8 protein-coding genes are annotated in these 11,905 nt (G+C 64.0%); 3 read left to right on the top strand and 5 right to left on the bottom strand.

All coding sequences use genetic code 11. The features are described 5' to 3' along the window. The 5 genes from HMPREF2807_RS05260 to HMPREF2807_RS05240 form a co-directional block, all read right to left on the bottom strand. Positions 1 to 885, bottom strand: coding sequence for a class C sortase (locus HMPREF2807_RS05260; RefSeq protein ID WP_070510967.1), 885 nt, complete (start codon positions 883 to 885; stop codon positions 1 to 3). A gap of 216 nt (positions 886 to 1,101) precedes the next feature. Next, the gene (locus tag HMPREF2807_RS05255; RefSeq protein ID WP_070510965.1) at positions 1,102 to 2,607 is read right to left on the bottom strand and encodes a SpaH/EbpB family LPXTG-anchored major pilin; all 1,506 of its coding nucleotides are present in this window, start codon (positions 2,605 to 2,607) and stop codon (positions 1,102 to 1,104) included. 636 nt (positions 2,608 to 3,243) lie between these two features. Then, positions 3,244 to 5,028: an ABC transporter ATP-binding protein gene (locus tag HMPREF2807_RS05250; RefSeq protein WP_070510963.1), complete on the bottom strand. Its 1,785-nt coding sequence runs from the start codon at positions 5,026 to 5,028 to the stop codon at positions 3,244 to 3,246. 3 nt (positions 5,029 to 5,031) lie between these two features. Further along, the gene (locus HMPREF2807_RS05245) at positions 5,032 to 6,723 is read right to left on the bottom strand and encodes a VanW family protein (RefSeq protein ID WP_198531377.1); all 1,692 of its coding nucleotides are present in this window, start codon (positions 6,721 to 6,723) and stop codon (positions 5,032 to 5,034) included. Between the two features lie 34 nt (positions 6,724 to 6,757). Next, positions 6,758 to 7,819, bottom strand: coding sequence for a glycoside hydrolase family 3 N-terminal domain-containing protein (locus HMPREF2807_RS05240; RefSeq protein ID WP_070510958.1), 1,062 nt, complete (start codon positions 7,817 to 7,819; stop codon positions 6,758 to 6,760). A 58-nt stretch (positions 7,820 to 7,877) separates the two neighbouring features. Between HMPREF2807_RS05240 and HMPREF2807_RS05235 the strand changes: the two genes are divergently transcribed. The 3 genes from HMPREF2807_RS05235 to HMPREF2807_RS14310 are packed head-to-tail and all read left to right on the top strand — an operon-like array spanning position 7,878 to position 11,896. Beyond that, positions 7,878 to 8,381: a universal stress protein gene (locus HMPREF2807_RS05235; RefSeq protein ID WP_070510956.1), complete on the top strand. Its 504-nt coding sequence runs from the start codon at positions 7,878 to 7,880 to the stop codon at positions 8,379 to 8,381. Between the two features lie 31 nt (positions 8,382 to 8,412). Next, positions 8,413 to 8,610, top strand: coding sequence for a DUF2613 domain-containing protein (locus HMPREF2807_RS05230; protein WP_010188604.1), 198 nt, complete (start codon positions 8,413 to 8,415; stop codon positions 8,608 to 8,610). Position 8,611: 1 nt separating this feature from the next. Beyond that, positions 8,612 to 11,896: an alpha-(1->3)-arabinofuranosyltransferase domain-containing protein gene (locus tag HMPREF2807_RS14310; protein WP_070510954.1), complete on the top strand. Its 3,285-nt coding sequence runs from the start codon at positions 8,612 to 8,614 to the stop codon at positions 11,894 to 11,896. Positions 11,897 to 11,905: the final 9 nt, after the last annotated feature.

The following is an 11,905-nucleotide window of genomic DNA, read 5'->3' as shown; positions in this document are numbered from 1 at the left end:
TTACTCCCGCACGCTACTTTCCTCATAAATAACTTCTTGTGCTCCAGCAACCGCCTTCTGGCGACGCAGCCACCACACCAGCCAACACCCAATGACAATCACCGCAGCCAACAGCGCGTACATCCACCACTGCCAGCCCGGACCATGGGAGCCTTCAAATACCGACTCCTCCCCCGGCTCCATAGGAACCTGATGGCCACGCACCAGCAAGCGATGCGTGTTGATCCCGTACGGAGTGCACGTAATCAGCGTGACGTAGTCCTGATCGGCGACTGGCCGTAGGCCATCAACTTCACTCGGCAGAACCACTTGAATGCTGTCGACGACGTACTTCAATTTGTGGCCAGCAACCTGGATGTAGAACACATCTCCCTCGGTGGCAGAGTCGAGGTGATCAAACATCGTTGAATTCGCCAGGCCCGTATGCCCCGTGATGACGGAATGAGTTCCTGGTCCGCCTACCGGCAAATCAGAGCCATATAAATGTCCTAGTCCACGCTGCAGTGTCTTATCCGCGGTGCCATGAAACACCGGCAGATCAACGTCTACGGCTGGGAAGACAAGGCGAGCCATCGCTTCGGTCTCACCCAACTGTTCCAGGTAAGCCTCATAATCGGGATTATCCACACCGATACGGTTCAGCCACGGATCCAAGATCGGACCCGAAGTCTGCTCCTCGTTGTACGCATGCGCAGCATCCCATACGGAGTCCTGCACCTGCGCCGGTGTCTCTTTGTCCAGTCGCGCATACTCTTGCGCCACCCGTGAGGCATTCCAGTTGTTCCAGGCGGTCGAGACCACTGGGTACAGCATCACCAACAACCCGACGACAACGATTACCGCCGGAAGAGCTAAGCCTCCACGGCGCCTGTGCCGCCGGCCCATTTCCTGGCCTACCACCGAAGTCAACGACCCGCACCACCCAAAACAATGCCCACGCGCTAGCGCAGCGCGACCGGGATTACAACGAAAGAGAAAGATAGGGACCGGAATCTACGCCTAGTCCAGTCCCCTCATTGGGTCGGGCTGCCTACCTTGGCTACCCGACCCGCAGCGCAGACCACCATGGACAGTCTGCGCCACCGGAACTACGCCCGGCTATTAGTTGCGCGCGGTACGGCGAGCGAACCATGCACCAGCTGCGACGATGGCTGCACCAATAGCGGCCAGGATTCCGACACCGGCACCACCAGTCATCGGCAGGTTCGGGGTGTCCTGCTTGATGTTGTCGATCTCAGACACGAGGGTAATCTTGTCGTCACCGTTGAGCTCACCAGTCTTCGCGATATTCTCGCGGGTGAAGTCAATCTCGGTAACGTTCTTCTCCGGCAGTGCATAACCAGCCGGAGCCTTGGTCTCCTTCAGACAGAACTTCTTGGTTGCCGGAGCAACCTCCTTGCTGTCCTCGAAGTCGGTGACGTGCAGGCCGTCGATTGTAAAGGTACCGTCAGCGCCGGTAGTCCACTTGTTCGCACCGTTTACCCTCAGCGGGTTCTCGAGCTTATCCTGCGCGGAGGCACATCGGTAGAGCTCAAACTCCGCACCCTGCAGGACCTTACCGGCCTCCTTGCCGTCCTTCTTCACAACCTTCAGCTTGCCGTGGTAGGTCACGACCTCGTTGGTCTTGTTCTTGACCTCTTTACCGGTATTCGGGTTGTTGAAGATGACGTCAGCCTGGTTCTTCAGCTCAGTGGTGTCGCCAACCTCCTTGCGCTTGACCTCGAAGGTCAGGGACATCTTGTCGCCGGACTCAACCTTGGTCAGGCCCTGGTCAGTCAGCTTGACGATGAGCTTGTTGCTGTTGTCAGCCGGAGTGTTGACCTCGTAGTCACCGGTTTCCAGAACAGTGTCGCCAGCCTTGACCTCGGTAACCTTCTGGAAGTCCAGGCGCTTATCCAGCTGGTCTTCGAAGCGGAAAGCAGTCAGGCTCTTGCCCTCGCCCCAGGTCGGGGCGTAAGCGTTAATGGTGTAGGTGTAACCATCCTGGATGTGCTTATCTGCATCCTTGACGGTCTTCTCAGTCTTGGTCTCGGTGTTCTTTGGGTAGGCCACGACATTGTAGTTCCACGCATCGGAGGCCTCATTGACCATCGGCACCGACACGATGAACGGAGCACCAGACACGATGCCGGCAGGAGCATCGGTCTCCTCAACGAGGTAGATGCCAAGATCCAGGTTCTCGAAAGCCACCTTGCCGTCGTCACCGGTGGTCGTCTCGAAAGTTTCTTCAGTCTCGTGGCCCTTGGCATCGGCAGCCGTCTTCGGGAACTTAGACCAGTCGCCATTCTGCAGGTCGTAGTTCAGCTTGGTGATCTTGTAGGTCACACCAGCGAGCGGCTCACCCTGTACGCCTTCCATCTCCTGGCCGGTAGCTGCATTACCAGACTCGGCACCCTTCTTCTTGTAGAGGGTGATGGAGCCCTTCTTGGAAAAGTCGATGTTGGCCGGGTTAACGGAGGTGTCCGCGGGAGCCTCAGAAGTGGTAGTCGCCGAAGCATCGGCGGCGGTATCGTCCTGAGCCAGGGCGCCCGGAGCGGAGATCCCCAGGGAGAGGCCTACGACTGCTGCGAAAGTGACCGAACGAGCGGTACGAGAGATCTTGTTCACGGAAACAGGTCCTTTACATGAGTTGTGTAATGAGACACCGCGCCTCATCAGCTGTACGCAATCCACTCCCCACGGTTTACACACCATGGCCCGGCCCATCGCTAAGAATCTTTCACCCACATAGAGCGACGTTCCCAAGAAGGTAAGGCACCTACCCGGGCCCCTAGCCTAAGTAACGGTAGCCTGTGGATTACATAGCTAGACCCTATACCTAGAAGAAGAAATGCGATATCGAACAAATGCCCGCTTCCCATAAAACCAGCTAGCCCTCTCAAGTAATCGCCCCCCCCCCCGCGCAGATAATAATTATATTCGCAGTTAAACTGCGGTATTGGTAGCTGCCATTCCACTTTGAGTGATATCGACCTCACCGCCCCCTTACGGGGGCTCTAGCAGCCTTGCCCAGGCACATTGGTGGCAACTATCTCACTGCGAAACGCTTACCAAGAGCGCCATGCAACCACCAGCACAACCATTAACACTGTCAATATCGCCAGGTAGACGTGAATCTTCATGGGCAACCACTGGGGCGCGGCAAGAAGGTACCTCAGGACAATCCCGAAGCCATATATTTTCTCGGTCTTTAACAAACTCCAGATAGAAAGCTAACATCCCTAGGTTTCTTGGCGGGGCTCTCTAAGAACGATCACCAGTAGTTTTCGCGGCACGAAGGAGCGCCGCATAAGCGCCGTCGCGGGCCAGCAGCTCAGCGTGGGTGCCGCGCTCGGCCACGCGGCCGGCGTCGAGGACGATGATCTGGTCGGCATCGCGGATAGTGGACAGGCGGTGGGCGATGACCAAGCGGGTAGCATCCGCGCCAAGCACTGCCTCCTGGATGGCGCGCTCCGTCTCGTTGTCGAGGGCGGAGGTGGCCTCATCCAAGATGAGCACCCGTGGTTGGCGCAGCAACGTGCGGGCAAGCGAAAGGCGCTGCTGCTCACCGCCGGAGAAGCGGTAGCCGCGCGAGCCCACCACTGTGTCCAGACCTTCCGGCAGCGCGGCGATGACCTCGTCCACGCGCGCGGCGTTAAGCGCCGCCCACATCTGTTCCTCACTCGCATTCGGCTGCGCGAAGAGGAGGTTCTCCCGCACCGTGCCGTGAATCAGGTAGGTCTCCTGGGAGACCACGCCAATGACCTCCGCGCGCTGCTCAGGTGGAATATCGCGCAGGTCGACCCCGCCCAGGTGCACGGTGCCTTCGGTCGGATCGGCAAGGCGCGCAAAAAGTGCGGCCACCGTGGACTTGCCGGACCCGGTATGCCCCACTAGCGCGGTGGTGGTGTGGGCGGGGATGGAAAGGGAGACGTCGGAAAGCGCGTCGGTGTCGGTGCCGGGGTAGCGGTAGGAGACGTTGTGGAGGGTGAGGGAGGCGTCGGCAAGCTGGGCGGGCTGGGTGGTCTCCGTGAGTTCGGGCTCCAAGTCCAGGTACTCGAAGATGCGGCTGAACAGCGCCATCGACGCTACCCACTGCGCGCCCACGTTGAGCAGGCCGGTAATGGGACGGAAGATCTGGGTCTGCAGGGTGGAAAAGGCGATGAGCGTGCCAATCGTAATGCCCGGGCGCAAGCCGGCCGCCAGGTAAATCAGGGCCGGCATCACGCCGAAGATGATTTGCGTCAGCGCCATGCGCCAGCGCCCGGCCAACTGCGATTCCAGCTCCAAACGGATGAGGGAGCGGGAGGTTTTCTCAAAGCCGTCATAGACGCGCTCCTGCGCACCCAGCGTGGCCGCCAGGCGCATGCCGGACACGGACAGGTTCTCCGAAATGGTCTGCTGCAGCGTCGCCTGCGCGCGGCTGTTTTTCTCCATAAGGCTGCGGCGCAGCACGGCGGCGCGGCGGGTGAGCCACACGGCGGGTGGCAGTACCACCAGGGACAAAAGCGAGAGGGTAGGCGAAAGCGCCACCATCGCCACCAACGTAGCCACAGTCATGGTGAGGTTGCTGGCCACGGATGTCGCGGTTGTGGTCACCATGCCGCGCATCGCCGCGATGTCATTGGTCAGGCGCGACTGAATCTCACCGCCGCGGTTATTGGTAAAGAACTGCAGCGACTGGCGCTGCAGGTTGGCAAAGACCTGCGTGCGCAGCTCGTGCATGATGGTGTGCCCCACCCGCGCGGATAAAAAGGACTGGATAACGCCGATGGCCTGAGAGACCACGGTGATGGCCAGCATGCCGCCCACCAGCCACAACAGCAGTGCGGTGTCGTGGTTGGGAATGGCCTCGTCCACGGTGCGGCGCACCAAGAAAGGCTGCACCACCGTCAGCCCAGACGTCGCGATGATGAGCGCTACCACCACAAGCAGCGTGCCGCGGTGGGCTGCGAAAAGGCCGGCGACGCGACCAAACTTCACTGGGTGCTGGGCCAGCTGATCGACGTCCGCCGGGTCCTTCACCGCGGTGTGCATCGGCCGGGTCATGGCTTAACCGCAGGTAACGATGGGCTGCGGGTCATAGACCGTGGTGGTGGTCTCCCGGGAGATTTCCTTGCCGGAGAGGTCCTTGATCACGCGGGTATCCGAGGTGGTGAAGCCCGGCGTGCCAGACGACGGCGAGCAGTCCTCGCTCACCGACTTGCGCTGCGGCTCGGTCTTGGCCCAGCGGCCGTTGTTGATGGACTCGACCTCAACCGTCTTCACGCCCTTGAAGCGCACGGTGATCTCGTCACCAAAGCTGGTTTCGATGCGCACCGGGTGGTTGGAGGTGTTCTTAAACTGCAGGTCAATTGCGCCTTCGTACACGGTGGCCTCGCGGCCAGCCGGGTAGCGCGAAATGTAATAGGAGTGCGGGGTGTGTGCCACGTCCTCCATGCCGGCGAAGTAGGCCGCGTTGTACAAGGTGGTGGCGAACTGAGAGATGCCGCCGCCCACGGCCTTGCCCGCGTGGCCGTCGATGATGATGCCGGATTCCACATAGCCCTGCGCGGTACCGCGCGGGCCGGTGTAGCCGTTGAGGGAGAAGGTCTCACCCGGGTTGACCACGGCACCGTTGACCTCCTGGGCCACCAGGCGGATATTGGTGCCGGAGGCCCCGGAAAAGCCGCCGGTGGAGAACTCGGACACGGTCTCATCGAAGGTGGCCTTCTCCGCCATCTCCGTGGTGAAGTCCGCGGGGTCCGGCTTGTAGTCGGCGTCCCACTCGCGGTCGTCCTCGCTGCTCACACGGTCCTCGAAGCCCTCGAGGGTCTTCTCCCAGTCGATGATGGAGCCATCCACCGAGGGCGTGATCTGCTTGTCGTTGCCGCTGAAGGAAATTTTGGCGTTGGTGCCGGGCACCTCGGAGCCTTGCATGCGCTCTTGGAAGAGCTCGCGCGCGCGGTCTTTATCCACCTTGAGACGCAGCTCGCCATCTTCTGCGGCGATGGATACGAACTGGGAAATCTCCGGTTTGCGCAGCGTACCGGCGGTGTTATTCTCGCCCTTGAGCGTGAGCGGGTTATCCAGCGCACGGGCGGCATCCCCGGTGCGCATGGCCTCAATCGCCGCATCATTAATCTGTGGCTCCACCACCATCGGATCGACGTCTACGCCCTCGGGGTCGAGCCAGTGCTTAACGACGCCCTCGTGCAACTCTCCCTCTTCCACCGCCTGGCCGAGCTTGGGTTTGGTCTCTTTGAGGGAGCCGTCGATAAGCTCCAGGTTTCCGTCCTCCGGCTCGATCTTCAGATCGTTGCCAACGCGCTCGAGCTCCCCGGAAAGCTGGCCCTCATCGACGTCCACGGCGACAGGGATCTCCTGGGTGGGCTTGATGAAGCTGTACAGGCGCGAGAAGGGGTTCAGGGAGGCATCAGGAATGCCATCGACGGCCTTCTGATAGTTCAGGCTCAGGCCGGAGTCCTGGGGGATAAGCTGCGAGCTTTTCTCCCCGGCGCGGATATCCACGGGCTGGGCCGCGACATCCCCGAGTTCCTGCTCCAGCTTCTCCACCGCAGCGGTGCGCTCCATACGGGAGATGTCCACGCCGCCGACCGACGTCGCGCGCGGAACCTTGTGCTGGTTGGCCATCACGTCCCACGCATAGGCGATGCCGGCGATGAGTAGGAGGCCGACGAGGACACCAAGGGTCACCTGGAGTCCCTTGCGTCGCTGCTGCCTGTGTCCGATTGCCTTTTTCACGTGTACGAGATTAACGTCTGCCAGCTAGTTTTTACTAGTCGCGCTCCTGCTGGACCACGACTTCGGCGGCCGCGTCGATGACCGCGTTGATGTCATCGTCCGTGGACCACAGCGGCATATCGGCCCCGGCTTCGAGGGCTGCGGCCACGGCCTCCGGCACGCTGAAGTTCTCCGAGATAGAAGCCATTCCTCCCAGGTCATCGGTGTAAATCGTGCCCTCGAAGCCCAGCTCCTCGCGGGCTAGCTGGTAGGCCCGCGGGTTGAGGGAAGCGGGTTCATCGCCGAGGCCTGGAACCACGAGGTGCCCCATCATGAGAGCCGCGTCCGGAGCTTGCGGGATTGCCGTGTGGAAAGGCACGAATTCGTGGCCATGCAATTCTTCCAGGGGCGGGGTAACGGCCTCACCCAGGTGCGTGTCCCCGGAGGCGCGCCCGTGGCCGGGGAAGTGCTTGAACACGGCCTTCACGCCGGCAGCCTGCAGCCCGCGGGCAAAGGCCGCGCCATACTCGCCGGCGGCCTCCGGGTCGGTGGAGAAGGCGCGGTCGCCGACGACCTCCAGGTCTCCCCCATCCACGTCGAGCACCGGGGCGAAGTCCACCGTCACGCCGTGGGCGCGCAGGCTGTGCCCGATTTCCGTGGCTAGGGCCTCGACCTCTTCTGGGCTATGGCCCTCCGCCATGGCCTGCGGGGAGGGGTAGTCGCCCAAGATTTCGGAAAAGCGCTGCACGCGCCCGCCCTCGAAGTCGATGGAGACCTCGAAGTCGCGGCCCATTTCCTCGCGCAAAGCGTTCACTCCCCGCGGGCCATCGCTCAGCAGCTCCGGGTCGGCCCAGCTGGGGATAAAGAGCCCGCCCACGCCGGCTTCCAGCTTCGCGCGGGCATCGTCATAGTTCAGCGCCGGCGGCATGAGTTTGGCGGCGGCGCGGGCGCGGACGTCCTCGGGCGCAGCATCCTGCGGTGTCGAGTCCCCCGACGCGGCGCTAGTGGGCGGGGCACTGGTTTCGCTGGGCGGGGCGTCGGAAAGCGCAGGCTCCTCGCTACACGCGCTCAGCGCACAGCTAGCACTCAACAGGAGGGCAGGCATTGCTTTTCTCATGCCCACCAGTGTGCCTGAAGCACCCGCACGGGCAACACCTGGTTGTTAGGATGGCCACATGAATAACGGAGAGACCATGCTCATTGCCTATGACGGCTCCGACCGCGCCGACCGCGCCCTCGAGTACGCCGCGCGGCTCCTGCGCCCCACCGACGTCGAAATCCTCACCGCCTGGGAGCCGTCCGCGCGCCAGGCTGCCCGCGCCGTCAGCCGCACCGGGCTGCACCAATCCACGGTCTCGCCGGACAGCGTGGAGGACGATCCGGCCTACGAGGAGGCCCTCGCCATCTGCCGCCAGGGCATCGCCAAGGCGGAGACCTTGGGGCTGCGGGGCCATGCCCACCTGGTGGAATCCGTAACGACGATTCAGAGCGCGATTGTCGACGCCGCCCAAGAACTCAACATCGACGTCATCGTCACCGGTACTCGCGCCCTCACCGGCTTCCGCTCGCTGTGGACGAATTCCACGGCGGAGTACATCGTGCGCAACGCCGGTCTGCCGGTCTTCATCGTGCCGCCGGAGAACGACGATGAGGACGACGCGGAAGAAAGCGACTCCTAAAGGCAGCTTTTAGCTGCTAGAATCTGGCGCCATGGCATTCGACAGCGATTCCCTCAACAAGCGCACCCTGGGCCCGGCCCTGGGCAGCGCGGTCGTCGGCGTGGCGCTGGGAGTCGTAACCATCCTGGGCATTGCCCAATTCTCGCAGGCAGATGCCGTACCGAACGATAACTCCGTCAAGGCCTCCGACGCCGTGATGGGCGGGCCGGAGTACGGCTCCCGCGAGTAGCGTGCGCGCACGCATCGGGGGGCTTTTCTTTTTAGCCCTCGTGGTTCTGGTGCAGCCGTGGGGGCTGACCGCCGCCGATACCAAGCACGATCTGGTGGCCAACCCGGCTGGGTTTTTGGCCGGCGCGCTGCATGCTTATACCGATACTTTCACGCTGGGCCAGCTACAGAACCAGGCCTATGGCTATCTCTTCCCGCAGGGCTTGTTCTTCTTGCTGGCGGATCCACTTCCGGATTGGATAGCGCAGCGCGCCTGGTGGTTCTTAGTCCTGGCGGTGGGCTTTCTGGGTTTCTTCCGCGTGGTCCGCACAGTACTTCCCGCCGCGCCGGGCTATGCCGCGCTGATGGGCAGCCTCCTCTACGCGCTCTCCCCGCGCACGCTGACCACGCTGGGCGCGATTTCCTCGGAGACCTGGCCGGTCATGCTAGCACCCTGGGTGCTGCTGCCCTTCCTGCGGCCGGGCACACTGGGCTGGCGGGATGCCGCGCCCTCGGTCGTCGCAGTGGCGTACATGGGCGCGGTCAACGCCACGGCCACGCTGGCTGCCTGCTTGCCGGCGGGTGTGATTCTGTTGTGGCGGCGCGCGGGCAAGACTGGCCTGGCCTGGTTGGCCGGTTGCGCGGCGGTATCCGCGTGGTGGATTATCCCGCTGCTCATCTTGGGCCGCTATGCCCCGCCCTTTACGGAATTCATCGAGTCCGCCGGCGTAACCACTCGCTGGCTTAACCTGGCAGAAATCCTGCGCGGCACCACCAGCTGGGCGCCGTTTGTGGATACCGAGCGCGTCGCCGGCAATGAGCTGGCCACCGAGCCGGTCTTCGTGCTCGTCACCGTGAGCGTTGCCACCTTAGGCCTGGTGGGCCTGTCCCGCCTGCCGCGACTCTGGTCTGCGATGTTGCTCGTGGGCGTGGCCGTACTGGGCACGCATGCCGCCTGGTACCTCGACGCGCTCGACGGCCCGCTGGCCGCGCTGCGCAACGTGCACAAGTTCGACCCGCTGGTGCGCCTCCCGCTGCTGCTCGGCGTGGCCGCGATTGCCGCCCGGGTGAGGTTGCCGCGGACGTTGTCCCCGGGGCGTCGTGAAGCAGCGGGCCTTCTGGTGTGCCTCGTGGTGGTGGGCGCGACCGCCCCCGCCTGGGCAGGCCGGCTGCTGCCGAAGGGCGCCTACGAGGAGGTTCCCGCCTATTGGCACGAAGCCGCCTCTTTCATGAACTCGCTGGATACGCGCGTGCTCATCTACCCCCCGGCCTCCTTTGCGCGGCAGGACTGGGGCTGGACGCGTGACGAGCCGGCGCAGCCGCTTCTCGACGTCCCCTGGGCCGTCCGCGACGCCGTTCCCCTCATCCCGCCCGAGGCTATCCGTGGCCTGGACGGTGCGATGGCGCAGATTTCCCGTGATCCCGCGTCCGCGCCTTATGTGTTGCAGCGCCTGGGCATCGGGGCCGTCGCGGTACGCCACGACCTGATTTCTGGTTCTTCGGTCCATATTCCAGGCGAGGTCCACACCTTCGGGGAGGTCGATGTCGTTGTCTTCGACCGCGACCTCTCCATGAACCTGGCGCCTGCGGATCCGCCACGCGTGGCGGGCGGTGGGGAATCGCTCGCGCTCCTCTCCGGTCCCCATGAACTCGTCTCCGCCAACGCCGACATCGTGACCGACACACCCACCTTGCGCGACCGCAACTACGGCACGCTTACCGGCCCGGTCTCCGCGCCGCTAGCCCCTGATGACCCCTCCACCGTGCGCAATCGCCTGCGCGATTACCCCTCCGCCGGCCCTCTGACCCAAGTGGTGGAGCACGATGGTCGCGTCACCGCGTCCTCGTCTTCCGCGGATGCCTCTTCCTTCGGCGGGGCGAACCCGGCGCGCGCTCTCACCGCGGCCGTTGACGGCGAGAACTCCACCGCGTGGTGGCCAGCGCCCGGCGATTCCGGCTGGTTGGAGCTGCACTCCGACTCCACGTGGACCTCGCCCACGCTGCGTCTAATGACCACCGGCACGACTGAGGTGACCATCCACAACGGCGATTCCAAGGTGACGGTCACCATGGAGGCCTACCGCGCCCGCGATATTCGCGTGCCCGGCGCGAAGGCCTCCACCATCCGCATCGAGCCGCAGCGCCGCACCGGGATTGCGGAGGCGTCCATCGTGGACCAGCCCACCCCGCGGCGCCTCATCACCGTGCCCGATACCTCGCCCGATGCCGAGCAGTTCCTCTTCCAGCAAGACAACGAGCACATCCTCATCCGCTCCTTTACTACCCCGCGCGACATGACAGTGCGGGTCTCCGGTGAGAAGACAGTGCTTATCGACGGCTCCCCCCACGCCCCCAACTCCACCCTCAATCTGTCCGCCGGGCAGCACCTCCTGCGCACCACCGGCGACTGGGCGGCCCTGACCGATACCGCGTCCTCCCTGCCCGATCCCCTCCCCGCCTCCTCGCGTGCAGCTTCCGAGGACAAAACCGGTTCCTCCGCGGACCCGGCCGCCGCCGCTGCCGACCCATCCGACACCGGCTATACCCCGCTCGCTTCCGGCGAGCCCATCGAGCCCGCCGACCACGACCGCCTCCTTATCACCGGCCGCGCCTTCAACGAGGGCCTGCGCGGCGAGCTGCGCTCCCGCAGCACAGCCGCGGTCTCGACGTCAGGTTCGGCACAAGACTCAGCGCCGGACTCAACGCCGGCCTCCAGCTCGGAACCGCAGGCCCTCGAACCGCGCTCCATCGATGCCGACACGCAAGCCTTCCTCATCCCCGCCGGCGCTAGCGGGACCTTCCACATGTCCTTCGTGGCTGACCGCGCCTACCGCGTGGGCCTCGGCCTCGGCGGCGCGCTCGCCGCGCTGACCACCGCACTGTGCCTGCTCGTCATGGCCCGTCGCCCCCGCCATTCCGCTACCTCTGTCGCGGCTGCGTCTTACGCAGCTCACGACGCAGCCTCGACCAGCCCAGCCAGCTCCACCACTTCCGTTGCTTCTCGTACGCTCTCCCCTGGCCGTGTTTCTCCCTCGGCTTCGCTCCTACTTATCGTGCTCATTGTCTTAACCATGACACTCGTCGCGGGGTTGCCCGGTGTGGCCGCCGCTGCCGCGGCGTGGGGCGTTACCCGCTGGACCACGCTGCGCCCCGACTACTTAGCGGGCGCGCTCACCTTGGCCGCGGGCGCGATGCTCGCCCGCGCCCCCTGGCCCGCGGAGGGCTACGCCGGCGATTCGCTGCTCGTGCAACTGCTGTGCGTCGCGGCTATCACGTGTGCCTGCCTCCCGCCCCGCCGCACGTCCTAGATACGCGGC

Origin of the sequence: Corynebacterium sp. HMSC074A09, assembly GCF_001811545.1 — a bacterium.
In the GTDB taxonomy this organism is placed as follows: Bacteria; Actinomycetota; Actinomycetes; order Mycobacteriales; family Mycobacteriaceae; genus Corynebacterium; species Corynebacterium hiratae.
Note: the sequence above shows the minus strand (reverse complement) of the source record. Positions and strands in the feature narration are given on the sequence as shown.

Bases quoted from the DNA above. Each gene is read 5' to 3' on its own strand.
- HMPREF2807_RS05230 (WP_010188604.1), top strand. From the start codon at position 8,413: ATGGCATTCGACAGCGATTCCCTCAACAAGCGCACCCTGGGCCCGGCC.
- HMPREF2807_RS05235 (WP_070510956.1), top strand. From the start codon at position 7,878: ATGAATAACGGAGAGACCATGCTCATTGCCTATGACGGCTCCGACCGC.
- HMPREF2807_RS05250 (WP_070510963.1), bottom strand. From the start codon at position 5,028: ATGACCCGGCCGATGCACACCGCGGTGAAGGACCCGGCGGACGTCGAT.
- HMPREF2807_RS05240 (WP_070510958.1), bottom strand. From the start codon at position 7,819: ATGAGAAAAGCAATGCCTGCCCTCCTGTTGAGTGCTAGCTGTGCGCTG.
- HMPREF2807_RS05260 (WP_070510967.1), bottom strand. From the start codon at position 885: ATGGGCCGGCGGCACAGGCGCCGTGGAGGCTTAGCTCTTCCGGCGGTA.